Genomic DNA, 24,737 nt, shown 5'->3' on the forward strand with positions numbered 1-24,737 from the left:
ACACGACCCGTCAGGGCGCCCTGTCTCTCCGTGAAGTGGGGGCTGGCGGGTTCATGCGTTTTCGAGACGTGGCCCGAGTCACGGCCTATGCTGGGGACCTCGTGAGTCAACTCGGCCCTACCTTCACCTTCCAGAAACGAGACACCCGGCACCCCGGGCTCGACTGCGCGCGCGGGCTCGCGGTGATGGCGATGGTCATTGGCCACACGCTGGACGCGGTGTTGTCGCCGGCCGTGCGTGCGGACGTGTGGGTCCAGCACTACTGGACCTGCCGAGGCATCACCGCGCCCCTGTTCCTGATGGTCGCGGGGTGGGCGGTGGTCGCGGCGTTGGGCTCGAAGCCCACGGCGGCCCGGGACACCTACGGCAAGCGGGTGCGGCGCGCGCTGTTGCTCATCTTCCTGGGCTACCTCGTCCACTGGCCCGGGTGGTCCACGGTCATCCAGATGGGGATGACCGAACGGATGCTGACGAAGGTGCTCGTCTTCGACGCGCTCCAGTGCATCGGCTTCGCCCTCCTGGCGGGCGCCACCCTGCTGGCGGTGACGCCGGGCCGCTGGGGACGCACGGTGATGCTGGCGGCGGTCGCGGTGGGCCTGCCGCTGGTGAGCGCGACCCTGTGGACCCTGGGCGAAGGGTTGCCCGGGCCGCTGACCCAGCTCATCGGCAGTGGCGGCGCCAGCCGCTTCCCCTTCTTCCCGTGGGCCAGCTACTTCTTCGCGGGTGCCCTGGCCGCGAGCCTGCTGGGCACCCTCCGCCCCGGCGTGCCGCAGGGGCTGGCGCTGCTGATTCTGGGCGGCGGCCTCTTCTGGTTCATGCGCGGGCAGAACCAGGACTGGGGCACCGCCAGCGCGTGGCTGGTGGCGTACCGCGTGGGCCAGGGGATGATGGTGCTGGGCGTGGTCAACCTGCTGCCGCGCAAGGTCAGCGGCCTGCTGGCGCCCCTGGGCCGCCTGTCGCTATGGGTCTACGTGCTGCACCTGCCCATCGTGTACGGCTGGTCCAGCTACGCGGGCCTGTCCAGCCGCGTGGGCCCCACCCTGACGCTTCCGGAGGGACTGGGCATCGGCGTATCGCTGCTGGTGGGCTGCGCCCTGGTGGCCCGCCTTGGGACGTGGCTGAGGGACCAGGCCCGGCCGTGGCGCACCGGCTCCACCACGCTGGAAGCCAGCGTGGGCAGCCTGGGCTCGCGCGGGAACTGACGTCCGGGCGGCGCGTCAGCTCCGCCGGGGCTCCTCCTCGGTGAACTCGGCGTCCACCTCCGACTGCGGGCCCTGAGGCCGGCGGGCCACGGTGCCGCCGGCGTCCGGCTCCAGGGCACCGGTCCGCGGAGAACGCGGCACGGGGCCTCCAGGAAAGGAGCTTCCCACGGACGCGTGGAAGCCGCCCCCAAACGCCCCGCCACCGAAGGTGGTGACGTGCATCGAGCCATCACGCACCTTGCGCTCCAGGGTGCGACGCACGCGCGCGGAGATGAGGCGCCGTACGGGCGGCAGCAGGAGCAGCAGCCCCACGACGTCGGTGATGATGCCGGGGATGACGAGCAGCACACCGCCGGCCAGCACCAGCACGCCACTGAGGATGCCTTCCTCGGGCACCTGGCCGCGCGCCATGGATTCACGCCAGTGGCGCAGCACCCGCCTGCCCTCCCGCCGGGAGAGCGCGGTGCCCACCAGGCCGGACACCAGCACCCAGGCCAGCGTGGGCATGGGCCCTATCTGCCGGCCAATGGCCAGGAGCAGGTAGAGCTCGAGGAAGGGCACCACGATGAGGGCGAGGAGGAGGTAGCGGAACACGCCCCCAAGGTAACGCTTCGAGAGGGGTCGTGCTCGTCTTCCGCCGCCGCGTCAGCGCCCGCCGAGCTGCCCCACCAGGGTGTCCACCACCAGGTACAAGACCACGAAGATGCCAATGACGATGAGGACCATGCGCGTGGAGAGCTGGAAGCCGCGGGAGCCCTCCGTCTCCAGCGCGTAGCTGCCCGCGCCCATCGCCTCGGGCACGCCGGCCACCTCGCCTGCGTAGCGCGCCGTGCGGACGTACTGCTCCATCACTCCGGCGTCGTCATTGCCGGTCAGCGAGCGGCCCAGCTGCGGGTCCACCAGCCGGACACCGGCCTCGGAGGCCAGGGCCGCCGCGGCCTCCACGGCCTCGCGCATCAGGTCGGGGCGGTCCGACAGCGGCACGCGCAGCTCGGTGGCCACCACCTGGCCGCCCTCGCGCAGCTCGCCGACGTCGACGTCGCCGTTCTTGAAGGGCCACCTGCGCACGCCGTCCGGCCGGGCGACCACACCCCGCTCGGCAAGGAGGGCATCCACCCGCGCCGCCTCATAAGGCGAGCCCGGCGTCATCGTCTGGAGGAGCAACTCGTATCTCACGCGGGTTGCGAGTATACGCCGCGAACGCCATGTCCACCTCTTCCAAGCCCCCCTACCCGCGCCGAAGCGGAAACCGGCCCTCGGGCCCCTCCTCTCAGCAGCAGGGCCGGGGCCGTCCCCACGCCCGTCCCGAGAAGCCCGCCCCGGACCGCACCTCGCCCGAGCTGGGCCCGGACGGCCTTCCCCAGGTGTCGCTGCTGCGCCGCGGCGTGGAGCGCTGGCAGGGCGGCCACCCGTGGATCTACCGCGCGGACCTGAATGGCGACCCCGGGCTGCCCGGCGGCGAGGTGGTGCGCGTGACGGACACCCGGGGCTGGTTCCTGGGCAAGGCCTTCTATTCGAAGCACTCGAAGATTTCCCTGCGCTGGCTCTCCTTCGACGACGTCGCGGTGGACGCGGACTTCTTCCGGGAGCGGCTCCTGGCCGCGGAGCGGCTGCGCCAGCTGGCGCTCCCGGGGGAGAAGACGTACCGGCTGGTGCATGGCGAGGCGGACGGCCTTCCCGGGCTGGTGGTGGACCGCTACGGCGACTTCCTCAGCGCGCAGTTCCTGGTCCCCGCGATGGAGCAGCGCAAGGCGCTCATCGCCGACCTGCTCCAGGCGCAGTTCAACCCGCGCGGCATCATCAACCGCTCCGACGTGGGCGTCCGCAACCTGGAGGGCCTCACTCCGGAGAAGGGCGTGCTGCGCGGCGAACATCCCGGCCCGGTGTCCTTCGACGAGGGCCTGGTGAAGATGCGCGCGGACCTGCTGGAGGGCCAGAAGACGGGCGCCTTCCTGGACCAGCGCGAGAATCACGTCATGGCCGCGCACTACGCCCACGGCGAGGCGCTGGACTGCTTCTCCTACGTCGGCGGCTTCGCGCTCCAGCTCGCCACGAGGGCCAGGCACGTCACGGCGATTGAAATCTCCGAAGCGGCCTCGGCGCAGCTGCGGGAGAACGCCGCGGCCAACAAGCTGAGCAACCTGGACGTGGTGGTGGCCAACGCCTTCGACTTCCTCCGCGACGCGGTGGACGACGGCAAGCGCTTCGACACCATCGTCCTGGACCCGCCATCCTTCGCGAAGAACAAGGACGCCATCCCCGCCGCGGTGCGCGGGTACAAGGAAATCAACCTCCGCGCCATGCAGCTGTTACGGCCCGGCGGCATCCTCATCTCCGCCAGCTGCACGTACCACGTGGACGAGCAGGCCTTCGAGGACATGCTCGCCTCCGCCGCCGCGGACGCCCGCCGCCGCGTGCAAATCATCGAGCGCCGCGGCGCCAGCCGGGACCACCCCGTGCTGCTCAACCTGCGTGAGACGCGCTACCTGAAGTGCTTCGTGCTCCGGGTGCTCTGAGGACTCGCCCATGCGGACGCGGGACTGGGACGACGAGGACGACGACGCGCCCCTGGGTGGCACCCGCGAAAGGGAGCGCGCGCTGAAGGAAGTGCGCGCTGTCTACCGCCAGGCGGACGCGGCCTACGCCCCCTACTCCTGCCCGGCCAGCGGCGAGTGCTGCCAGCTGGCCCTCACGAAGCGCCAGCCCTGGCTGTGGCAGCCCGAATGGGAGCTGCTGTCCCGAGGACGCCCGCTGCCGCCACCTCGCACGGACGGCGGCTGTCCCTACCTGGACGCCACGGGCCTGCGCTGCTCGGTGTACGCGGACCGGCCCTTCGGCTGCCGGACCTTCTTCTGCCAGCGCATCCAAGGCCCCTCACGCCAACCAGCGGAGACAGTGGCCGCGCTGCTGGAGCGACTGGAGCGTGTGTCTCAGCGCGTGGTCCCTTCACTGAAGGCTCCGCGCCCTTTGCTAGACTGGCACGCGGAAGCCTGGCGTGCGGCAACGAAAGCTTGAATTGCCATTTTTCAATTCAAGTCTTTGTAGGAATTCGCGGCGCCAACGTCCAGTTGATACACCGAAGTGATGAAACACGCATCACCCCAGGAGTGGGAATGACGCTGGGAGTGGTATGCCAGGGGTGGGGGCTCTCGCAGGTAGAGGACGCGGTACAGGTCCCCTGGCCTTCTGGAGTTCCCTGGACACCTCAGAAAGCGCCAAGCCCTTCATCGTGATTTCTCCTCGCTGGCTCGTCGCACCGCAAGAATTCAAGGGAACGCTGTCCGCCGCGGAAGCGGCTGAAGCCATGGCTCGCGGCCTCCGCGAGTCCTCGCCGGAAGTGGTGTTGGACGTGGCGCCGCTCGCGGATGGCGGGCCTGGGACGGTGGAGGCGCTGCTGACGGGCCTGCGTGGCGAGCGTCGTCAGCAGGTGGTGCGTGGACCGCTGGGCGCGCCCGTGGAAGCACACTGGGCCCTGGTGGAGGACGGACGCACCGCGGTGGTGGAGATGGCCGCCGCGTCCGGCCTGTCGCTGCTGGCGCCCGAGGCCCGCGATGCGTTGAAGGCATCCACGCATGGCACCGGCGAGCTGATGCACGCGGCGCTGGAGTCGGGCTGCGAACGCCTCATCGTCTGCCTGGGTGGCAGCGCCACCACGGACGCGGGCACCGGGGCGCTCAGCGCCCTGGGCTTCCGCTTCCTGGACGCGGGAGGACAGCCTCTTCCCCCGGGAGGCGCGGCGCTGGCCCAGCTCGCCCACGTGGACGCGAGTGGCCGTCATCCCCGCCTGGACGCCGTGGAGCTGCTGGGTGCCACGGACGTCACCTCGCCCCTGTTGGGGCCGGACGGAGCCGCGCGGCTCTTCGGTCCGCAGAAGGGCGCGGACGAGGCCGGTGTGAAAGCACTGGAGGCGGCGTTGGCACACGCGGCAGCGGTGCTGGGGGATACGTCCGCGGGCTGGCCCGGCGCGGGGGCGGCGGGAGGCTTCGGCTTTGGCCTGCTGGCCCTCGCTGGCGCGCGACTGGTGCCCGGCTATGAGCTGGTGTCACGCGCGCTGGGCCTGGAGCGGCGCGTGCTGATGGCGGACGTGGTGCTGACCGGTGAGGGGCGCTTCGATCGTCAGACGGCGCTGGGCAAAGGCCCGGGCGGCATCGCGCGGCTGGCCCGCGAGCACGGCACGCCGGTGGTGCTCTTCGCCGGACAGGTGCAGCGGGACGAAGGCCTGGCGCTGGACCTCTTCCACGAGGTGGTGGAGCTGAGCACCCACGCCCAGCCGGGCGAAGCGGCCTCGAAGGTGCTGTGCGAAGCCGCCGCGCGGTGGGCGGCCCAGCGCCTCAAGGGACGCTGAGCCGTACCCTCACTTCCCGTCTGGCTTGGGCGGCGACGCGGGAGGCTTCGCCGGTGCCGCAGCGCCCGCCAGCTTCCAGTGAACCAGCGCGTCCTTCGTCCCGTCATACATGACGAGCGACGGCGCCCCACCCGTCCACAGCAGCGCCGCGCCCTTCTCCGGAACAGCGCCCAGTGACAGGGGCGGCTTGAAGGCCGCGCCGACCTGCTGCACGTAGAGCTGCGGGTTGCGGCCCGCGCTGTTCAGGACGCGGTAGTAGAGCCAGTCACCCTCGGGCGACAGCGAGCCCAGCGTCACCGACTCCCCAGAGGCATGACGCGCCACCCGCACCGTCACCGCGGGCGCGCCTTCCCACGACACGCGCCAGATGCCTGGGTCCTCGGGCTTCTCCTTCCCCTCCTCCCGCTTCGGCGCCACGTCACGGCCCAGGGCCACGAGCGCCACCGGCAACGAGGGATGCAAACGCAGCGACTGCAACGTGAGGCCATCCACCGCCAGCTTGCGCAGCGCGAGCGCCAGCGGGTGCTCCGGCTGGGGCTTGGCCAGGTCAGGCCCGTAGAGTTCCAGCGGCATGCCGGGCTTCTGCACCGCGACCAGCCCCGCCCCCGCGTCCCACTTCACCGCGCCGACGACGGAGCCCAGCTCCAGCGAGCCCAACTTCGCGCGCTTTTCGCCCTCCAGCCGCCAGGTGCGCAGTCGGAAGGAGATGCGGGAGGTGCGGGCATAATTCGTGGTGTCCTCCAGCTCCGCCGCCACCACCAGCGGGGCGTGAGAAATCCACGCGCCGCGGATGGCGACCTCCTCCAGTCGCTCGACCATGAACCACGTCTTGGCCAGTTGCCACTTGAGGTCGTACATCACCAGGCTTCGAGTCTGGAGGTACGCCAGGTGCGTGGGTGACGGAGGCAGCATCCCTTGCAGTTCGCCTCCGGATACCTGCTCCAGGTACTCGTCATCCACCTCGACGCGGCGCACCTCGGAGCCGGACAGCTCCAGCCGCCAGAGCTTGTCGTTCAGCGTGAGCACCGACACCGAATCCGGCGCTGGCGATGGAAACACGAGCGCCACCTGATTCCAGGGGAACGGCGAGGGATGACGCACGGGCGCCGCGGGCGCGGGCAGTTGAGGCGTCAGCAGGAAGGGGTCCTTGTTGGGCTCCATGGGCGGGGCTCCTACTTCGCCTTCGTGGTCGCGGAGAACAACATGGGACCGCTGGCCAGGCCGCCCGCCTTGTCAATCTGCTCCAGCGGGTGTTGCAGCCGCATCAGCGTCGTGAAGTTGTCCTCGAGCTTGTCCACCGCGGCGCCCGTCACGTTGAGGTCCGTTTGAAGCTTCTTGAGGCCCTCCTTCATCTTCGGGGCGACCTCCATCATGCGGTAGTAGCGCATGGGATTGACGATGGCGAACTGGGTGAAGAGGTTCACCTGCGTCGGCAGCTCCTTCTGGATGAACTCCAGCCCGCGGATGGTGCGGCTGTACCAGGCCGCGTACGCCACGGGCTCGGCGGTAATCATGTACCAGTCGGTGCCAAACATAATCTTCTTCAACATCCACGGACTGGACTTGAGGATTGCAGCCAGCAGCTTCCACTTCTGCTTCTCCATCAGGTCCAGATAGGAGATGTCTGTGTAGAAGTTGGGGAACTCGTTGCACAGCTCGACAATGGAGCCAATCCAGCTCTTGTCGTACTGAACCTTCTGGCCATCCTGCTTGACGGTCAACCCCTTGCGGAAGTCCCAGAACGTGCCGTCGCTGGCGAAGTGCGCCAGGCACAAGCGCAGCTTCGGGTTGTCATTGAGCACCGGGCGCCACGCTTCCGGGTGCACGTAGTTCTCGTAGAAGTAACGCATCCGGCCCGGGTTCAGCAGCTTCTCCTTGGCCTCGATGGCGTCCTCCACGCCATTGCGCGCGCGGCGGAGCACGAGCGGGATGTGGCTCTTCCAGCTCGCCTCCAGCTCCGTCACGTGGTCGCGCGCCTTGGTGATGTTCGCGTCCGCGGTGGCGATGGCTTCCTTCGAGGGCCAGTACTTCGGGTCGTTGCGGATGGCCTCGTCCGGCTCATGGTCCAGGTAGAAGCGCCGCTCGTGCGTGTAGAAGCCGGACGGCGTGCAGTGGGTCATCAGCGGGATGTCGTTCGACGCGCACTCGGAGAAGAACCAGCTCAGGATGTCCTTCGCCGGCGCGTGGCGCTCCTTGGGCATGTAGCCCTGGGGCGTGTACATCTTGAAGCCGATGTAGGGAGCCGCCTTGGAGGCCGTCACCACCTTCTCGAAGGGGAACGACTTGTCCTCGTTCTTGATGAAGCGGCGCGGTTCGAAGTGATACATGGGCAGCAGCCGGAAGGGATTCTCCGCGACCACCTGCTCGGTGTGCCGGAGCTGCCGGTCCCACGTCTCGTGGAGCCGTATCTCATCGGACTTTGCTTCAATCAGCTCGCCAGGGTCGTCGGACTTCGTGCGCCAGCGGTAGGTGAAGCGGGGCTCGGCCCCATCAAAATCCGAGCTGTAGATAGGGTCTCCCTGGTAGCCAGCCAGGTGGCAGTAATCCATGTCCATGGTGAGGACGATGGACATGCCCATGTAGGAAGCGCTGGCCTCCGCGTGGCCCTGCGTGGACGCATAAGCGCGCAGGGGCGCGGGGATGGTGTACTCCTCCACGTTGCCCATTCCATCCGAGGTGTATCCCGTCCGGTCCTGGGCAAGGCTGTCATTGGAGCGCACGGCCTCTTCGCCAATGCGGTGCGTGTCGCGGTGGGACACATCACCGATGTCGGGCGCGAACGGGATTTTCGCCGCCCAGAAGCCCAGGCGGTTGATTTTGGTGCGGCTGGTGCCCGTGCCGATGAGAAAGCCCAGACCCTTGTCCTTCATCATCTGCACCAGCGCGGGCATGGGCGTGCAGTTGCCGCTCATGATGTGCATGTGCGCGTCGAAGTGGACGGGCGGCAGGGTGAGCGGCGTTCCCGGCGTGGCGATGAGGTTCTGCGGCCCTCCGGCGGACACCTGGTTCTCTGGCAGGTCCGGGATGATGACCCGGTCATCCGCCTTCACTTCATTGGCACCGCGAGTGGCGCGCAGGCCACCGTTGTCCGGATGCTCGTAGATGAGCTTCCATTCCTTGAACCCGTACTTCTGCGCGATTGAGTCGGGGGAGTCCCCGTCCTTGACGACGTACGTTTCCATCGCTGGCCTATCCGAAATGGCGCGTGTGCCCGCGCGGGCGGGTACGGCTCAAGAACCCTTGTTGATGCGGCCTGACATCTCCGGGAAGACGACGCGGTAGTCGCCGGGCGGCACCTTCTCCACCACGCCCTTCCCGCTCCCGTCCACGCGGCCCTTCTTGATGGTGCCGTCGGGCATGTGCAGCTCGAAGGGCTGGTCCTTGATGGGCTTGCCGTCCATGCCCTTCAGGTTGAACTCGACGTTGACGGGGTCTGGCTCCTTGAAGTGCTCCAGCTCCTTCGCCTTGCGCGAGTCGCTCTTGAGCGAACCAGCCGCCTCCATCTTCACCTTGCCACCCTTGATCTTCACTTCCTTGCCGTCGACGGTGAGCGTCTTGAGGGCGAAGGTCACCTTGCCGGACTTCTCCATCTTCAGGATGAGGTTGTCACCGACGAGCAGCGAGAAGGTGTCCGCCTTCAGCTCGAACTTCTTGGCCAGGCCCGCCATGTCCTCGGTGATGTAGATACCGGTGGTCTTCCCGATGTCCTCTTCCCAGTCCTTGCCAATGGTCAACGTGAGCTGGCCCTTGGTGCGCAAGTCCCAGTCCATGCCGACGTCCACCGTCTTGTCCTTGCCGACCGTCTCCTGCCGCGAGCCCAGCACGTGCTCGGTGTGCGCAGCGGCGACCTGGAGGGCGCGCGCGCCGCCGGTGGCCTCGTTGTAGGCCAGCGCCACGTTGACGCTGTAGGCGCCGCCAATGGTGGTGGCCTTCGCGGCCCCTACGTTCTCCATGGCGCCCTGGAGCACCAGCGCGGTGAGGTTGCCGCCCACCGTCATCGTCTGGTTGCCATCCACTTCCTCGTCGTGGGACAGCGTCGTCCGGGTGGAGCGGTTGCCCTGCACCAGCAATGTCTGGTTCTGCTCGACGACGCCCACGTCGTCCAAGCCCACGCGCAGCTCCTGGTTGCCCTCCACCGTGCGCTTGCGGTCCTTCTTCACCAGCAGGTCCTCGAAGCCCGTCACCTGCTGGTCCTTGTCGTTCTCCGTGAGCAGGTCCTCGTCCTTCTGCGCGTGGGTGAAGACCTCCTCCTGGCCCGCCGCGTCCTCGACGCGGACCTCGTTGAAGCCGTCGCTGCCCAGGCTGGAGGCGCTCTTGCGCGTGGACTTCGTCTTCTCCCCCGGCAGGCCATACGGCACCGTGTTGGTGCCGTTGTAGACGGCGCCCGCCACCAGCGGCCGGTCCGGGTCGCCTTCCAGGAAGCGCACCACCACCTCCTGGCCGATGCGCGGCAGCCACACGTCACCCCAGGCCGGGCCGCCCCACGGCTGGCCCACGCGCACCCAGCACGAGGACTTCTCGTCGCGCTTGCCCTCGCGGTCCCAGTGGAACTGCACCTTGATGCGCCCGTGCTCGTCGGTGTGAATCTCCTCGCCCGCGGGGCCCACCACCGTGGCCGTCTGCGGGCCCGCCAACTGCGGCAGGGGCGTCAGGCGCCGGGGCCGGAAGGGCACGGCCTTGGGCAGCAGTTGGTACTGGTTGCGGTACAGGCCCTGAATCGCCTCGCTGCCCGCGCTGACGTCCGGCTGCGTGCCCGAATGCACCACCTCCGTCACCAGGTACTCGCCCGCGAAGGTGCCATCCTCCGGGGACTGCACCTCCAGCAGGTACCCGGGCGTCAGGCGCGGCGCCACGCCCTGCCCCATCAGCGTGCGCCCGCCCATGCTGGCCGCTTCCGTGCGCACGTTGGTCGCGGCCTTGCCCACGCCCGGCGCCACGTAGCCCGCCGGATAGTCGTAGAGCTCCAGCTCCGTGACACCTTCGGGCGCCTGCGCCTTGCCGGAGATGTCCAGGCCTGGCTTCTCGAAGTCGAAGTCCTTCAGGTGCACGGCGCCGGGACGCAGCCGGTGCACCACTTCCAGCGCGGAGAGGTACTCACCTTCCACGACCTCCTTGCCCAGGCTGGGACGCAGCGGGAGCTGCAGGCCCTGCGGCAGGGGCGCGTGCGCGCTGGGCTTGTCCCCCAGCACCAGGGTGTGCCCGTCCTCGGTGTGCTCGAAGAAGTAGAAGATGCCTTCCCACTCCATGAGGCGGCTGAGGAAGGCGAAGTCGCTCTCCCGGTACTGCACGCAGTACTCGCGGGGGGCGTAGCTGCCGGACAGGGCCAGCCGCGTCTTCACGCCCGCCGCGTCCAGGACGTCCTTGAGGATGTCCGGCACGGACTTCTGCTGGAAGATGCGGCTGCGGTGGTGCTGGGTGAGCCGCCACAGCCGGGGCACCACGTGCGCCCGGTAGCGGCGGCGGCCCGTCTTCATGCCCAGCGATTCCACCTCGCGGACCCAGCCGTGCACGTAGCGGGGCGCACTGTCGCGGATGGAGAGGGTGAGCAACGCGTCCTGCTCCAGCAACTCGCTGGTGGCGATGGGGTTGCCATCCTTGGCGAAGAAGTCCACCCGGAAGTCGAACAGGTGGCTCAACGCCTCGGTGCCGGAAATGCTCGAGACACTCAGCGCATCCGCGCCGTGTGAGCCGACCTGCACCGTGAACGCAGGCGGATTGAATTGAGCGGCCATGACTCCCCCTTCACCGACGCGGAGGTCCCCAGCCTCGCCGGGAACGAACGGGAGATTCTACCACACGCGGGGTACGTGGGCGCACTCGCCCGGAATGCCGCCCGACTATCCTTCCAGCGAGTCCGAGGTCCGGACCACCCGCATCCCCGCCGCCTGGAAGTCCCGGAGGGCCTCCTTCGCCAACCGGGGGAAGTCCAACGAGGCGGGCAGCGGCTCCAGGGGGGGCGCCGGCACCGGACTCATGGCGTCCTCCAGGATGTGGATGCGGCCCATCTTCGACGGGTCCGTCCGCTCGATGTGACGCCGCAGGTCCAGCAGCGTGTTCAGCACACAGTGGGAGCTGGCCTGGCCGAACACGTAGACGCGGTCGAAGGACATCAGGTGTTCGAAGAGGCGTGTATTGAAGGCCCCGACCTGCTGCCCCTTCAGCTCCGTCACCTCGGGTGAGAGCACGGAGTAGTTCTCCGTGAGCGGGTGCTCCCCCTTCAGCTCGAAGTGCGTGGGTACGTCGCGCACCAGGGCGTGGAAGAGGCTCGCCTCGAAGACGGACGGCACCAGCGCGTGGCTCAGGCCGCCCAGCATCGCGTGGAAGGGCCAGACGGTGAGCACGTACCGGCCGCTGGCCTCCAGTTGCTCGCAGTAGGCCAGGCTCTCCTCGTGGAAGCGCGTGGCCCGCCACCGGCCGGAGCGAACATCCGCCGCGGTGATGGCCGTCAACGGCGGCGGTGGCCGGCCTTCCGCGTCCCGCCACCAGGACGGATGGAACACGTGGTACGCGCGGTGGGTGTCCAGCGAGAACACCAGCTCCGTCACCCGGTCCAGGTTCGCGTAGAGCCAGCGCAGCGTGCGCTGGGTGTCCTCCACCGCGCCGGGCACGAAGAGGCTGGCGCCCGGCGTGCAGAAGGCCACCTGCACGTCAATGCCGAACGCGGCGATGCGCGTTGCGTCCTCTCGCGCGGGGCGGATGCGGTGCTCCGCCACGTAACGGAGGGCTTCCTCCGTCACCTCTGCGCCACGCTCCAGGTAGAGCTGGCTGACGCGGGCGTCCTCGTGGAAGCGGGGAATGGGCAAGGGCATGGCGGACTCAGCGGTGCTGCTGGGGGAAGTGACGGCGGTGCAACGCATCCACCAGCGCCTGCGTCGCGGCGGTGTAGGCGACACGCGCCTCGGCCGCCGGCTCCTGCGCGCCCACCAGCGATGGGGTTTCCGGCGCGCTCTCCATGAGCGGGAAGTAGCCGTCCGGGACGGGCTCTCCCACCTGGCCAACCAGTCCGATGGGCCCCGAGCCATGGCGGCGGCGGAAGAGGACGGGCTCGCCGGGGATGCTCTTCTTGCCCTCGGCCAACTCGTTGCCGAACTTCATCACCGGCGTGTTGCCCGTGCGAGACAGCTTGTAGATGGCGGCCACCTTGTCCCGGGTGAGCGGGCAGTCCATGGTCCGCGCGATGATGTGGCCGCCGTAGCCGTAGAACTGGGCCGACGGCTCCCAGCCCACCTGCCGCCGCAGCTCCTCGAAATCGCGCGTGGCCTCCGCGTCCAGTCCGTCCTCCAGGATGTTGACGGGCCGAATCCCCAGGTCCCGCGCCCGCGTCACCGCGTAGAGGTACTGGAGCTTCTTGTTGCCGGAGTCGAAGCGGATGGAGTCGTTGTTGCCGGGCTCCTCCTGGATGAGCTGGAAGGCCGCGGGGATTCCGGACGTGAGCGTGTCGAAGGTGTCCAGCAGGTAGCTGGAGCGCTGCGGCCTGCGCTCGCGCATGGCCCGGAACGCGGCCTCATCCGAGCCATAGCGCTGGATGTGCTCGTGCCCCATGGTGCCCACGGGAACCATTCCCAGCTTCGCCGCCCCGTCCACGTTGGAGGTGCGCGTGACGCCCGCGTCCTTGCAGCTTCGCAGCGCCAGCTCGTGCTGCTCCAGACAGGTGGCCGCGCGCAGGCCCACCTCGAAGATGCGGGACGGGTCCTCGACGATGTCCACCAGCTCCTTGACGGTGGCGAAGACGCGCCTGGCGTAGCCCTCCGCGTCCACGGTGATGGGCACCGCCTTCACGCCAACCGAATCGAGCGTCTCCAGCGCGATGGCCTTCTGCTCGTCGCACGTCACGGTGGCCAGCGCGCGGGCCAGTGCGTCCCGGTCCGACAGCGCCAGGGTGGCGACCTGGATGCGGAAGTTGAGCTGGAGCAGCAGCGGCTCCACCCAGGACACCAGGGCGGACGGCCCTGTCAGCGTGAGGATGGGCTCGCGCGGATAGAAGAGCGCGCCCTTGGGGATGGCGCGGATGCTGAGTTTCTCACGGCGGAGGATGGCCGCCTTGAACCCCACGCCCATCTCATAGTCGTACCGGCTGAGGTAGTCGTAGTCCTCCGACTTGGGCTCCGGGATGAGCGACTTGACGAAGGCCGCCACGTCGAGCGGCATCACCTGGAGACCACCCCGCCGGTGCGAGTAGTAGAACGTTTCCCGACGAAGCGGCCAGCCGGCCTCCGCCATGCTGAACTTGTAGCCATCCGTCGCGAGCAGCGAGGTCGACATCTTGGGGTCCTTCCTCCGATGTCGCGAAGAGTAAACGCGTCAGGGTTGCGTTTCCTATCCTCCCCTCGTGGATTCCCAGGGCATGACGTGAAAGCGGGGTTAAATGGAGGCGAATGCCCCGGGAGCCCGCCAGACGCCTGCTGCCAGCGCTCGCCGCCAGCATGGGCGTGCATGGGCTCTTGTGGCTGACCCTGGAGTGCGGGGAGCCGGTCGCGAGGCCCCCTGCGGCGTCCTCGCCGCCTGCCCTGGAATGGGTCGATGTGGAGGTGGCGGAGGCCCGTGTATCGGGGGACACGCTGATGCCGAACGAGGGCCCGGTCGCCGGCGCCGCCCAGCCGGTGCCGCCAAAGCGTTCGGACAGCGCCCATGCGCCCCCTGCGCCCCGCACGGCTGCGAAGCACCGGGCTCCGCCGGGGCAGGCGGCGCCTGAGCGCGACGCCGCGCCTGCCCAAGCGGAATCCCGGTCCGAGCGCCACACGGAACCCACCCACGCGAGTTCCCAGCCCGCCCACGACACGCAAGTCGCCCAAGCGGACGCGCGGCCTGAACGTCACGCGGAGGCCCTGGACTCGGCTCCGGCGCACCTCCGCTTCGCGGACGCGCCCCTGGCGGGGACGCCACCCACGGACATGCCCCGCGCGGAGCCCGGCGCCAACACCGCCCCGGGCTCGCGACTGTTGCTCGCGGCCCGTCAGGTCACCGCGCTTTCAGGAACGCATCGCGATGTGGCGGCGGAGCTCGACGGCGGCGTGGACCCGCCTGCCCCTCCTTCAGTCCAGGGCCTGGTGGAAGAGCTGGTATCCGAAAGCGTGGGCCGAGGCCGGGTGGAACGCGGGCTGGTGCACCCGTATTACGGCCAGCTCGGCAAGGCGTTGATGAAGGCGTGGGACGCCGACCGCTCCCTGAAGGAGCACGGCCTCCAGGGCTACTTCGACATGGGCATGGAGCGCGGCCGCGCGTACTCGCGCATCTGGGTGGAGCGCGCGGCGGACTACGGCGCGTCGGGCTCGTTCGCCGCGAAGAACGGCCCGGGCGAGGACCGGCGCAGGCCGCTCAGCACCGCCGGAGACCCCACGCTCAATGCCCGCCGCGAGATGCGCCAGCAGATGCGTCAGGAGTTCCGCACCACGCGCCGCGCCCTCATCCGCGTCGTCCAGGACGCACAGGGCCAGCTCGTGGACGTGCAGCTCCTGGAGCCCAGCCACCAGCCCGAGGTCGACAAGGAGGCCCTCAAGGACGTGCGCGCCATGGCGGAGAAGCTGCCTCCGCCGCCGGACGAGGCCGTGGGCGGCCGCTCGCGACTCACCAGTGTCTGGGAGTTCGAGCTGCTCATCTCCATCAGCCCGCCCATCCCCACCTTCAGCTTCGAGTTCGACGAAGCGCTCGGCTTCATCGACACCCGCCTGCCGCTGGACCGCCGCATCTACAAGCGCGTGCGGCTGGTCGAAGTCCGCTGAGCCGACTCAGGACGCGCGCGACTTGCGCGCCGACTTCGTCTTGGCCTTCGCGGGCTTGGCGATCTTCGCCTCCACCGCCGCGCCACGCGTACGGACAGCGCGCGCCTTCGTGGTGACCTGCGGGCCGTAGATGCGCTCGTAGTCCTTCATGCTGCGCTTGATGACCTCGAGCGCCTCCGGCTGGTCGTAAACCTCGGCGATCTCCACGCTGCGCTTCCCCTCACCGGGAATCTGCTTGTAGGTGAGGAAGTAGTGCTTGAGGCGGTCGAGCAGCGCGCGCGGAAGCTGCGCGAGGTGCTGCAGCTCGCCGTACACCAGGTCGGACTCCAGCACCGCGATGATCTTGTCGTCGGCCTCGTCGCCGTCGACCATGCGGAAGCCGCCAATGGGAATCGCGCGCACCAGCAGGTTGCCGCTGGAGATGACCTTCTCCGTCAGCACGCAGATGTCGATGGGGTCGCCGTCGCCCTTGATGTCCTTCAGGCCCGTGCGCTCGGCGCAGCGCTTCGCCACCAGCTCGTCGCAGTACGTCTGCGGAATGAAGCCGTAGAGAGTGGGGCACTGGCTGCTGAAGCGCTGCGGACGGTCCAGCTTGAGGATGCCGGACTCCTTGTCCAGCTCGTACTTCACCGCGTCCGTGGGGACGATTTCGATGTACGCGGTGACGATTTCGGGGGCGTCCTCACCCGGGGTGATGCCGTGCCACGGGTGCGCCTGGGATGTGGTCTGGATTGGCTTCTTCATGGCGTGTCTCCCGAGCGCTTGCAGGCCTCGGCATAGAGTTCTGCGACCGCGTCCTCCAACTGGCGCGTGAGCGCGTCGCGGTCCTTCATCGTCAGTCCCTGGGTGGGGATGGGCTTTCCCACCACCAACGCCACGCGCTGTCCCCACCGCACGGCCCGGCCCCCCTTGGGAAGAATGAGGCGCGTCCCTGATACGGCCAGGGGCACCACCGGAACACCCGCCTGGATGGCCAGCGTCGCGGCTCCCTTCTTGAACGGCCGCAGCCGCCCATCCGTGCTGCGCGTGCCTTCCGCGAAGAAGAGCACGCTCACCCGTTCCCGCAGCGCCGTGACGGCTTCCGACAGGCGGGCCCTGTCTCCCCCACCACCGGTGCGCTCCACCGGGATGTTGCCCGCGCGCCGGAGCGCGGGCCCGAAGACGGGGATGCGGAACAGCTCCGCCTTGGCCACGTAACGCGTGTGCTTGCGGATGTGGGCGAAGTTCACCAGCGCGTCGTAGTGCGACTGGTGGTTGCTCACGAAGACGACGTGGGTGTCGGTCGGGACGTTCTCGACACCCACCGCCTCGTGCCGTACCCCCGCGGACGCCAGCAGCGAGCGCGCCCACAGCACCAGCACGCCGTCCGCGTCCTTGGCGTCTCGCAGCGACAGCGCCGACACCACGGGAGACAACACACCGGTGATGCCCACCGCCGCCGTTCCAGCAAAGGCCGTCTGCAGGAGCTTGCGAATCAAACGAACTCGTGGGCGGGGAAAAGGAGCACGTCCGAGATGCGCTGGACCCCGAGCAGCAGCATCAGGATTCTATCGAGCCCGACGGCGATGCCCGCCGAGGGTGGCATTCGCCCTACCGCGTCAAGGAACCGCTCGTCCAGAGGATACACGGCCCGGCCCAGTTGGCGCCTGAGCTCCTGCTCTTCTGTCAATCGTGCACGCTGTTCCACGGGGTCCGTCAGCTCGGAAAACCCGTTCGCCAGCTCCAACCCCTTGGCGTACAACTCCACCCGCTCCGCCACTGTCGCGTCACCGGGCTTCAGTCGGGACAGCGCCGCCATGGACGCCGGGTACTCAATGAGGAAGGTGGGCCGCTCGTGGCCCAAGCCGGTCTCCACCTTCTGGAGGAAGAGGTGGAAGAAGACGTCGTCGAACGTCTCCGCGTTCCCGGTGCGCACCCCGGCCGCCTCCGCCGCCCGCTTCAATGACGGGCCGTCCGAATGCTGGCGGATGTCCACGCCGGTGGCGCGCAGCACCGCGTCACGCACCGTCAACCGCTCGTAGGGGGTGCGTGTGAAGAAGAGCGGGTCCGCCCCGGGCTCCCCTTCCGTCGCGCCGCGGCCGGCCTCCGCCAGCGCCCCTTCCAGGTCATCCATGATGGCGTGGTAGTCCGCGTGGGGCCGGTAGAACTCCAGCATCGTGAATTCCGGATTGTGGGTCAGGGAGACCTCTCCATTCCGGAACACCTTGCACAGCTGGAACAACGGCCCGGCCCCGTCCGCGAGCAGCCGCTTCATGGCGTACTCGGGGCTGGAGTGCAGGTAGAGCGTCCGCGCGGAGCCCACATCCGTCTCCGGGATGAAGCCGGCCTCGAACGCGTTGATGTGCGGCTCCATCCCCGGAGTGGGGATGAGCAGCGGCGTCTCCACCTCCAGGTAGTCGTGGGCGGCGAAGAAACGTCGCAGGGCGGAGTAGAGGGACTGGCGTCCCCGGGCGGCCCGCCATTGAGAAAGATTGGGCATGGGCAGCGCGCAAGTAACATGAGGAGCCACATGCACCCAAGGATTCCCCTGCTGCTGGCCTTCGCCTGCTGCCTCACCGCCTGCCCCAAGGGCCCGCCCGCCGATGGCCGGCAGGTCCTTTCCGAAAAGCAGCAGCTCGAGGCGGATGTCAGCGCCATGTCCTCGAAGGCTGAAACCCTCCTCGAGGCCCAGAGCCGCCTGGTGTGGGACTTCTGGACGGAGGGCCGCCACGTGGACGTCGCCGCCACCTACGCCGGCCAGGAGGCGCTCTTCACCATCGAGAACATCCGCAGAATCGACCGGCTGCGCCAGCTCACGGACGACGCCCGCGAGGTGCGCGCCCTCACCGCGCTGCACTCGCACTTCGCCGGCGAGTACCTGTCCCACGCGCTGGCCGAGTTCAACGACGCGGCCGCCAATCTGGAAGCGTCCCTCACCTTCCCCGTGGACGGGAAGGATGTGCGCTACCGGGACCTGGAGCGGCTGCTCGCCAACGAGCGCACGGTAGCGCGGCGCCGGGCCCTGTACGCCGCGGCCACGCCCGCGATTGAACGCCTCAACCAGACGCTGCGCCGACGCGAGGAGCGCGCGGACGAGCTGGTGCGTGAGCTGGGCTTCGCCTCCTACGAGGCCTTCGGCAGCGAGCTGCGGCAGTCGGACCTGGGACGGCTGAGCGTGCTGGCGGAGGAAATCCTCCAGGCCACGCAGGCCCCCTACCGCGTGGTGATGGAGCGGCTGAGCCAACGCGAGCTGGGCATGGCGTTCAAGGACATCACCCGCGCGGACATCCCCCGCCTGTTTCGCTCGCGCGAGGTGGAGGACGCCTTCCCCAAGGGAGAGTCCCTGCTCAAGGCCCACGGGACGCTGGCGGGCATGGGCCTGGACCTGGGTGAGTTGACGCACGTCACCATCGACGCGCGGGACGTGAAGGCCAAGAGCTCACGCCCCCTGGCGCTGGCGGTGCGCGTGCCCTCCGACGTGCGCATCTCCTTCAAGCCGGGCACGGGCGTGCTGCACCAGGCACGCGTGCTCCACGAGTTCGGCCACGCGCTGCACGCGGCCTTCACCACGGAGACGCGCTTCGAACTCGCGCGCCTGGGCAACCCCACCGTGGGCGAGGCCTACTCCGCCCTCTTCGAGGACCTGGCCGAGGACCCGGTGTGGCTGGAGGAGCACGCGGGTGTCAGCGGCGAGCAACGCGCGCAGTACCTGGCCGCGTCCAGCGCGCACAAGCTGTTCCTCATCCGCCATGCCGCGGGCCGGCTGCTCTACCAGTTGGAGCTGCACCGCCGCGTCGAAGCCGACCCGAAGGCGCTGTACCGCGAAATCATGTCGCGCACCGACGACATCCCGATGACGGACGAGGACACCGAGCGCTACCTCGTGGACCAGGAGGACTTCTTCCAATCCGCGGACAGCTTCCGCGCATGGTTCCTGGCGGGTCAGCTCCAGGCGCAGCTCAAGGCGCGCTTCGGCCCCGCGTGGTGGCGCACGTCGCAGGCGGGCGAGTTCCTCAAGACGCTGTGGGCCAAGGGCAACGCGATGTCTGCGCGTGAGGTGGCCCAGGCCATTGGTGAGAAGGGCATCGAGCCGGACGTGCTGCTGCTGCGGCTGGGCACCACGCTCCAGGTGCCCATGAAGCTCAACCTCGAAGGCGTGGAGGACGCCATCCTCCCCGCCGCGCCGGGGCTGGAGGACTTCACCCAGCCCCCGCCCGCGCCGGGGCTGGAGGATTTCAGCGCGCCCCCCGCCCCGCCCGCGAGCACGGTGGGGACGCGCACATTCATATGGCCGGACGCGTCGCCCAGCTCGTTGCCCCAGTAGATGAGCGTGTTGTCCAACGCGGTGCCACTGCCCTCCGGGATGGAATCCAACCGATCCATCAGGTAGGCCAGCTGCTCGGCGTACCAGCGCTGAACCTGCACCATCTTCCCGCGGATGGTGCTCCGGCGGGGCTCCTCCTGCACGTCGAGCAGGTGGGCGATGTCGTTGTGCGTGTCCTCGTGGATGCCCAGCCAGGGCATGGACGGCCCCGGAATCGTCATGGAGACGACGCGCGTCAGGTCGCACGCGAAGGCGCGCGCGATGAGGTCCATGTGCAGCCGCGTCAGCGCCGGCATGTTGTTGAGGTTGCCCAGGCCGCCCAGACCGTAGGACGGCGGCGCGGCGCCGCCACTGCAAGCGGCCTCGCCGGACTGCTGCTTGGGGAGCGGCGTCGGGTCCATGGCCAGCGCCCCCAGACGCCGCTCGATGTCGCGCAGCGCCTCCAGGTGCGTCTCCAGCTTCTGGCGTTCGGCGCCCGCCAGGCGGTTGCGCAGGCGTGTGGCGTCCTTCATCAGGAAGTCCAGCAGGCTCTTGCGGCGCGCCCGGTTGCTCGCCACCTGCGCCGGGTCGGCGGTCGGCGAGGGCGCGTCACCGAAGAGGCGCTGGTACACGTTGGCCGGGTCGCGCTCAAAGGGGACGCGCGAGCCGTTCGCCGTGAAGCTGATGCTGTTGTAGACGTGCTGGCCGCCGAACTGCTCCCAGGCGTTGAGCTGCAGGGAGCGGAAGCGCGTACCACCACCGATGTGGTTGCCCAGCACCTGGTCCAGCGAGGCGCTCTCCGGCAGGTGGTCCCCGCTGCCGGTGTTGACCTTGCTTCCGGTGAGGAACGTCACCGGGCCGCCTTCATGGCCCGTCAGGCCCTGCTCGTAGAGGACCTGGTAGTCCAGACCGTCCAGCACCAGGAGCTTGTCCCGGTGCGGCTGGAGCGGCGCGAGCATGGAGTTGGGGAAGTCGAGCGTGAAGTTCGTCTCCGAGCCCTGGGGATTCCAGAGCTCCGGGAGGCAGCCGTGCGAGGTGAACAGGGCCACGAAGCGCAGCGGCGGCGTGGTGCCCTGGGCGTAGGCGTCGGTGGTACCGAGCAGGTTGGCCAGGGGAAGCGCCGCCGTCGAGCCGGCCAGCGCCTGGAGCAGTGAGCGTCGGGAAAGTTCGCGGAGCATGGGGGCTACTCGGGGGAAGAGGTACGCCGGTGGACGAAATACGGGGAGCGCACGAGGCCGACGAGCGCATCGCCCAGCCGCCACTCCGGGTTGGCCCGGAACAGGGACCGCATGTCGGCCAGCATGTGCTCGTCAACGGGGGCCTCGTCACGTCCCATGGCGAAGCGGAAGAGCTGGAGCGGCACGCAGTCACCCACGTCGTCGCTGGTCGCCAGCACGCGGGCCAGCGCCGCGGCGCCCGTGAAGGGGACCGTCCCCGTGGAGAGCTCCACCGCGCCGGAGGCATCCACCGCCAGGCCGTTCTCCACCGTGCGGTGCTTGCCCAGGCCGTCGAAGTCCTCGAAGCCGAAGCCGATGGGGTCCAGGGTCCGGTGGCAGCCCGCGCAGGTCGGGTTGTCGGTGTGGGCGGCGAAGCGGTCGCGCGTGGTGCGGTCCAGCACCGGCTTCGGCGGGATGATGGAGATGGTGGCCGGCGGCGGCGGCACCTCGCGGCACAGCAGGCGGTGCATGATGAACTTGCCGCGGCGGATGGGCGAGCTGGAGTCGAAGAGCGCGTAGGTGGCCAGCACGCTGGCGTGGGTGAGGATGCCCGCGCGCTCGGACGGCAGCGGCAGCCGGCCCAGCGTGCCGTCCGGCATGGAGGGCTGGGTGCCGTAGAAGTACGCCATGCGCGCGTCGGCGTAGGTGTAGTCGGCGTTGAGCAACTCGCGGACGGAGCCGTTGCGCTCCTTCAGGATGTGGTTGATGAAGGCCTTTGTCTCCGCCTGGCTGGAGACCTTGAAGGCCGCGCTGAAGACCGGGAACACCTGGTTGTTCTTGGTGAGGTTGGCCTGGCCGGTGATGCCAATCCACTCCTCGACGAAGCGGTACAGGTGCCTCTGCGCCGCGGGCGTGGCCAGCAGCCGGCGGGCGTGCTTCTCACGCTCGTCCGGAGAGTCGAGCTGGCCCGCCTCGGCCGCGGCCAGCAGCTCCGCGTCGGCGGGGCCGGCGGTGATGGCGAAGGCCAGCGCGGTGGCGACTTCATGCGGCGTCATCCGCACCACCTGGTTGGCGCCGGCCCCCTCCGCGCCCAGCTCGGTGCGGTACAGGAAGGAGGCCGAGGAGAAGATGCCCTGGAGCACCATGCGGGCCCCGGTGCCCGGGTCCGTCCCCCTGCTCGATTCCTGCCACAGCACCAGGAAGTCGGCGACCTCGTCGTCGGTGACGGGCCGGCGGTAGGCGTGCGCGGCGATGCCGCGGATGAACTTCTCCGCGCACTCCCGCTCCGGAACGTCCGCCGCGCACGTCCAGTCCGCGCGCAGCTGGACCTTGCCGTACTCCGCGAGATTGTTGGCGGCCACGTCAATCTGGTCCGCCAGCAAGGACGTGACCTGCAGCCGGTCATGGGTGGAGAACCCGAGGATGGTGTCCTCCGGCGCGAAGGCGTACGTCATCACCAGCGGCACCGTCGTGGGGAAGATGGCATTGACGCTGTTGTCGTACTCCGCACGCGTCATGCGCCGCACACGCGTCGCCGAAGCCTCGTCGACTTCAGGAGGCGTCCCCCCTTGCGGGGTTTTGTCGGAAGAGCACGACGCTGCTGACAGCAGCAAGGCCGCGGAAACAGAGAAACGGAAGAGTCGCATACGCAAGGCACCCTCGGACCAGCCACCCCCAGATTGGCCCCCTCTGAAGTGCTGGCTGGCGGACGATTCTAACCGCTTCACCAACACGGTCCGTCACGATTCTAGCGCGGCGCTTCAGAGGCCCTGAGCGTCCAGGCGAACTGCGGGATTGCGCTGGGATTGGCTTCAAACGCCAGTGAATGCAAGGATTGCAGAATAAACTGGCCACACAATCGCCTACGTTGCCACTGTTTGCCTTATGGGTGAGACAGGACTCTGGGTGTGCGGTCACACCGCGTTGACATCAGCGCGCGCGGTGCTCCACGCCCTTCGGCCCCGCCACCACCAGGTCCGTGGTGAGGTTCAGGAACAAGCCGTGGCCCACGATTCCCGCGCGCGCGCCCAGGCTCGCGGCCAGCGCGGCGGGCGCGGCGATGGGACCGAAGGCGCAGTCGAGCACGAGGTTGCCCTGGTCCGTGAGGAAGGGTTCGCCACCCACGCCGTGCCGGACGGTGACGCGCGCGCCAAGCGATTCGAGGAACCGCGCCTGGGAGCGCCAACCGAAGGACATCACCTCCACCGGCACCGGCCAGTGCGTGCCCAGCACGGGGGAGAGCTTTCCCGCGTCCACTATGATGACGACGCGCCGGCTTGCTTGCGCGACGATCTTCTCGCGCAGCAGCGCGCCACCTCCGCCCTTGATGAGGGACAGGTCCGGCGCCACTTCGTCCGCGCCGTCGAGGGTGACGTCCAGCACGGGGTGCGCGTCCAACGTCGACACGGGCACGCCCAGCGAGCGAGCCAGCGCCTCCGTGGCGCGCGAGGTGGGCACGCCCACGATGTCCAGCAACCGTCCCTGCGCGCGCAGCGCGGCCAGCCGCTGGACGGCGAAGGCCGCGGTGCTGCCCGTGCCCAGCCCCACCACCATGCCCGGCTGGAGGAAGCCGTCCACCGCCCATTCGGCGGCCGCTTGTTTGTAGCGGGCCGTCGCCGCGCCGTCGCCCTGCTGGCTCATGGCGGAAGCGTAGCGCGGCGGCGCGCGGTGGCTGATGTCCCCGCGCGACGATGTCCCGTGCTGGACGGCGAACGGCTCAGAAGCCCTTGGAATCCCCTCGGGGTCCCCATGGCCCTGGCTCATCCGGCAACGCGGCGCCATCCAGGAAACGGTACAGCACCGCGTCGTAGCCCCCCGCGCTGGGGAAGCTGGACGTCTGCCCCAAGGTGTAGCCCACCAGATAGACGGCGCCGTCCTCCGCGGTGGCCACGCCCTGGCCACGGTCCGCCGACGTGGAGCCCACCTGCCGGAAATCCAGCCACGTGCCGTGGATGTCGTAGGTGGCCAGGAACATGTCGGTGCTCCCGAGCGACGGTTCGCCGCCCATGGCGCCGGAGGTGAATCCCGCCAGGTAGACACGGCCCTCCTTGCCCACCGCCACGGACTGCGCGTAGTCGGTGGTCGCCGTGCCAATCTGCCGCGTCCAATGCCAGTTGCCTTGGGTGTCGTACTTCACCAGCACGGCGTCATAGGAGCCCAGGCGGGTGCTCCCCTCCAGCGCGCCCGACGTGTAGCCCGACACATAGACGCCGCCGTCGTCCGCCACCGCGACGCCAGTGCCGAACTCGTCATGCGAGGAGCCGAGCTGGCGAACCCACTGCGGCTCGCCCAGGACGCTGTACTTCGTCAGGAACAGGTCCACCGTGTTGCCCGGGTTCGTCACGCCGTCGAGGCTGCCGTAGGTGTAGCCCGTGACGTAGACGTCCTCGTTGGGGCTCACGGCCACGCCCAGCGCCACGTCACTGCGCGCGGAGCCGAACTGGCGCAGCCAATAGGGATTGCCGCCCGCGTCGAACTTGGCCAGCACCACGTCGTAGTTGCCTTGCGGCGCCGAGCCATCGAAGCGACCCAGTGTGTAGCCACTGACGAAGACGACGTCGTGCGACGCCAGCCGCATGGCGGCGATGCCCGTGGCGTAGTCATCCGTGGCGGTGCCGAACTGCCGGACCCACTGGAAGGCCCCCTTCGCGTCGTACTTCGCCACGAACAAGTCCGTGCCGCCGGCGTTCTCGTAGAAGCTGAAGCTGCCCCACGTGTAGCCCGCGACGTAGACGTTGCCGGCTTCATCCGCGGACACCGCGAGCGCACGGTCATTCGCGGACGTTCCCAGCTGCCGCGTCCACAGCAGCGCGCCCGAGGCGTCGTACTTCGAAACGTAGGCGTCCTGTCCCCCCGCCGAGGGCTCCGCGCCGAGCTGCCCGCTGGTGTAGCCCGCCGTATAGACGGCGTTGCCCGCGGTCGTGACGGCCTGTGCCAGTTCGTCCTGCGGGCCACCGGACTGGTGCACCCAACTGGTGACCTGCTGCAGCGGAGGCGCCTTCGCGATTGAGGCCCCGGGAAGACTCAGCAGCG

19 protein-coding genes and 1 pseudogene are annotated in these 24,737 nt (G+C 69.1%); 6 read left to right on the forward strand and 14 right to left on the reverse strand.

The window, feature by feature from the left end; all coding sequences use genetic code 11:
• Positions 1–53 precede the first annotated feature (53 nt).
• Positions 54–1,202: an acyltransferase gene (locus F8M74_RS13215; protein ID WP_216620030.1), complete on the forward strand. Its 1,149-nt coding sequence runs from the start codon at positions 54–56 to the stop codon at positions 1,200–1,202.
• 15 nt (positions 1,203–1,217) lie between these two features.
• Here the strand turns inward: F8M74_RS13215 and F8M74_RS13220 are convergent, their stop codons facing one another.
• Positions 1,218–1,796 (reverse strand): FxsA family protein, encoded by a 579-nt coding sequence (locus tag F8M74_RS13220; protein WP_141255285.1) that lies wholly within the window; start codon positions 1,794–1,796, stop codon positions 1,218–1,220.
• A gap of 51 nt (positions 1,797–1,847) precedes the next feature.
• Positions 1,848–2,378 (reverse strand): hypothetical protein, encoded by a 531-nt coding sequence (locus tag F8M74_RS13225; RefSeq protein ID WP_141255286.1) that lies wholly within the window; start codon positions 2,376–2,378, stop codon positions 1,848–1,850.
• Between the two features lie 29 nt (positions 2,379–2,407).
• On the opposite strand from F8M74_RS13225, the gene F8M74_RS13230 reads away from it, so the two are divergent.
• The 3 genes from F8M74_RS13230 to F8M74_RS13240 all read left to right on the forward strand — a co-directional run bounded on the left by F8M74_RS13230 (position 2,408) and on the right by F8M74_RS13240 (position 5,547).
• Complete coding sequence (locus tag F8M74_RS13230; protein ID WP_171410265.1) at positions 2,408–3,718, forward strand: class I SAM-dependent rRNA methyltransferase; 1,311 nt, start codon at positions 2,408–2,410, stop codon at positions 3,716–3,718.
• Between the two features lie 10 nt (positions 3,719–3,728).
• Positions 3,729–4,217 (forward strand): YkgJ family cysteine cluster protein, encoded by a 489-nt coding sequence (locus tag F8M74_RS13235; RefSeq protein WP_141255287.1) that lies wholly within the window; start codon positions 3,729–3,731, stop codon positions 4,215–4,217.
• A gap of 214 nt (positions 4,218–4,431) precedes the next feature.
• Complete coding sequence (locus F8M74_RS13240; RefSeq protein ID WP_141279485.1) at positions 4,432–5,547, forward strand: glycerate kinase; 1,116 nt, start codon at positions 4,432–4,434, stop codon at positions 5,545–5,547.
• Positions 5,548–5,556: 9 nt separating this feature from the next.
• Here the strand turns inward: F8M74_RS13240 and F8M74_RS13245 are convergent, their stop codons facing one another.
• The 5 genes from F8M74_RS13245 to F8M74_RS13265 form a co-directional block, all read right to left on the reverse strand.
• Complete coding sequence (locus F8M74_RS13245; RefSeq protein ID WP_141254415.1) at positions 5,557–6,708, reverse strand: hypothetical protein; 1,152 nt, start codon at positions 6,706–6,708, stop codon at positions 5,557–5,559.
• Between the two features lie 11 nt (positions 6,709–6,719).
• Positions 6,720–8,729, reverse strand: a complete 2,010-nt coding sequence (locus F8M74_RS13250) for a LysM domain-containing protein (protein WP_141254414.1) — start codon at positions 8,727–8,729, stop codon at positions 6,720–6,722.
• A gap of 48 nt (positions 8,730–8,777) precedes the next feature.
• A complete protein-coding gene (gene tssI, locus F8M74_RS13255; RefSeq protein WP_141254413.1) occupies positions 8,778–11,279 on the reverse strand; it encodes a type VI secretion system tip protein VgrG in 2,502 nt (833 codons plus the stop codon).
• Between the two features lie 105 nt (positions 11,280–11,384).
• Positions 11,385–12,356 (reverse strand): nicotinamidase, encoded by a 972-nt coding sequence (locus F8M74_RS13260; RefSeq protein WP_141254412.1) that lies wholly within the window; start codon positions 12,354–12,356, stop codon positions 11,385–11,387.
• Positions 12,357–12,363: 7 nt separating this feature from the next.
• A complete protein-coding gene (locus tag F8M74_RS13265; RefSeq protein WP_141254411.1) occupies positions 12,364–13,809 on the reverse strand; it encodes a nicotinate phosphoribosyltransferase in 1,446 nt (481 codons plus the stop codon).
• A gap of 113 nt (positions 13,810–13,922) precedes the next feature.
• Between F8M74_RS13265 and F8M74_RS13270 the strand changes: the two genes are divergently transcribed.
• The gene (locus F8M74_RS13270) at positions 13,923–15,266 is read left to right on the forward strand and encodes an energy transducer TonB (protein WP_141254410.1); all 1,344 of its coding nucleotides are present in this window, start codon (positions 13,923–13,925) and stop codon (positions 15,264–15,266) included.
• Between the two features lie 6 nt (positions 15,267–15,272).
• On the opposite strand, the gene F8M74_RS13275 is transcribed toward F8M74_RS13270, so the two are convergent.
• From F8M74_RS13275 to epmA, 3 genes are read right to left on the reverse strand one after another with little or no spacing between them, the layout of a single operon-like run.
• Positions 15,273–16,010, reverse strand: a complete 738-nt coding sequence (locus F8M74_RS13275; protein WP_141254409.1) for an inorganic pyrophosphatase — start codon at positions 16,008–16,010, stop codon at positions 15,273–15,275.
• Positions 16,007–16,744, reverse strand: a complete 738-nt coding sequence (locus F8M74_RS13280; protein ID WP_141254408.1) for a 1-acyl-sn-glycerol-3-phosphate acyltransferase — start codon at positions 16,742–16,744, stop codon at positions 16,007–16,009. The genes F8M74_RS13275 and F8M74_RS13280 overlap by 4 nt, the downstream gene beginning before the upstream one ends.
• On the reverse strand, positions 16,741–17,745 hold the full coding sequence (gene epmA, locus F8M74_RS13285; protein ID WP_141254407.1) for an EF-P lysine aminoacylase EpmA: 1,005 nt from the start codon (positions 17,743–17,745) through the stop codon (positions 16,741–16,743). Before epmA ends, F8M74_RS13280 begins: the two co-directional genes overlap by 4 nt.
• 30 nt (positions 17,746–17,775) lie before the next feature.
• Here epmA and F8M74_RS13290 point away from each other — a divergent pair, with 30 nt between their 5' ends.
• Positions 17,776–19,569, forward strand: coding sequence for a chromosome segregation protein SMC (locus F8M74_RS13290; RefSeq protein ID WP_240462286.1), 1,794 nt, complete (start codon positions 17,776–17,778; stop codon positions 19,567–19,569).
• 77 nt (positions 19,570–19,646) lie between these two features.
• On the opposite strand, the pseudogene F8M74_RS13295 reads toward F8M74_RS13290, so the two are convergent.
• The 4 genes and pseudogenes from F8M74_RS13295 to F8M74_RS13310 all read right to left on the reverse strand — a co-directional run.
• Positions 19,647–20,726, reverse strand: a pseudogene (locus F8M74_RS13295) (DUF1552 domain-containing protein); the annotation flags it as partial.
• A gap of 5 nt (positions 20,727–20,731) precedes the next feature.
• The gene (locus F8M74_RS13300; RefSeq protein WP_228559765.1) at positions 20,732–22,222 is read right to left on the reverse strand and encodes a DUF1592 domain-containing protein; all 1,491 of its coding nucleotides are present in this window, start codon (positions 22,220–22,222) and stop codon (positions 20,732–20,734) included.
• Between the two features lie 412 nt (positions 22,223–22,634).
• Positions 22,635–23,345 (reverse strand): ribose-5-phosphate isomerase RpiA, encoded by a 711-nt coding sequence (gene rpiA, locus F8M74_RS13305; RefSeq protein WP_141257118.1) that lies wholly within the window; start codon positions 23,343–23,345, stop codon positions 22,635–22,637.
• A 76-nt stretch (positions 23,346–23,421) separates the two neighbouring features.
• Positions 23,422–24,693: an SBBP repeat-containing protein gene (locus F8M74_RS13310; RefSeq protein WP_141257137.1), complete on the reverse strand. Its 1,272-nt coding sequence runs from the start codon at positions 24,691–24,693 to the stop codon at positions 23,422–23,424.
• Between the last annotated feature and the right edge of the window lie 44 nt (positions 24,694–24,737).

Source organism: Myxococcus sp. CA023 (assembly GCF_010998615.1).
Lineage (GTDB): Bacteria > Myxococcota > Myxococcia > Myxococcales > Myxococcaceae > Myxococcus.

Excerpts from the sequence above, each read along its gene's own strand:
- F8M74_RS13300 (WP_228559765.1), bottom strand. The coding sequence starts at position 22,222 with ATGACGCGTGCGGAGTACGACAACAGCGTCAATGCCATCTTCCCCACG.
- F8M74_RS13290 (WP_240462286.1), top strand. The coding sequence starts at position 17,776 with ATGCACCCAAGGATTCCCCTGCTGCTGGCCTTCGCCTGCTGCCTCACC.
- rpiA (WP_141257118.1), bottom strand. The coding sequence starts at position 23,345 with ATGAGCCAGCAGGGCGACGGCGCGGCGACGGCCCGCTACAAACAAGCG.
- F8M74_RS13275 (WP_141254409.1), bottom strand. The coding sequence starts at position 16,010 with ATGAAGAAGCCAATCCAGACCACATCCCAGGCGCACCCGTGGCACGGC.
- F8M74_RS13230 (WP_171410265.1), top strand. The coding sequence starts at position 2,408 with ATGTCCACCTCTTCCAAGCCCCCCTACCCGCGCCGAAGCGGAAACCGG.
- F8M74_RS13235 (WP_141255287.1), top strand. The coding sequence starts at position 3,729 with ATGCGGACGCGGGACTGGGACGACGAGGACGACGACGCGCCCCTGGGT.
- F8M74_RS13215 (WP_216620030.1), top strand. The coding sequence starts at position 54 with ATGCGTTTTCGAGACGTGGCCCGAGTCACGGCCTATGCTGGGGACCTC.
- F8M74_RS13260 (WP_141254412.1), bottom strand. The coding sequence starts at position 12,356 with ATGCCCTTGCCCATTCCCCGCTTCCACGAGGACGCCCGCGTCAGCCAG.
- tssI (WP_141254413.1), bottom strand. The coding sequence starts at position 11,279 with ATGGCCGCTCAATTCAATCCGCCTGCGTTCACGGTGCAGGTCGGCTCA.
- F8M74_RS13250 (WP_141254414.1), bottom strand. The coding sequence starts at position 8,729 with ATGGAAACGTACGTCGTCAAGGACGGGGACTCCCCCGACTCAATCGCG.
- epmA (WP_141254407.1), bottom strand. The coding sequence starts at position 17,745 with ATGCCCAATCTTTCTCAATGGCGGGCCGCCCGGGGACGCCAGTCCCTC.
- F8M74_RS13270 (WP_141254410.1), top strand. The coding sequence starts at position 13,923 with ATGCCCCGGGAGCCCGCCAGACGCCTGCTGCCAGCGCTCGCCGCCAGC.
- F8M74_RS13265 (WP_141254411.1), bottom strand. The coding sequence starts at position 13,809 with ATGTCGACCTCGCTGCTCGCGACGGATGGCTACAAGTTCAGCATGGCG.
- F8M74_RS13245 (WP_141254415.1), bottom strand. The coding sequence starts at position 6,708 with ATGGAGCCCAACAAGGACCCCTTCCTGCTGACGCCTCAACTGCCCGCG.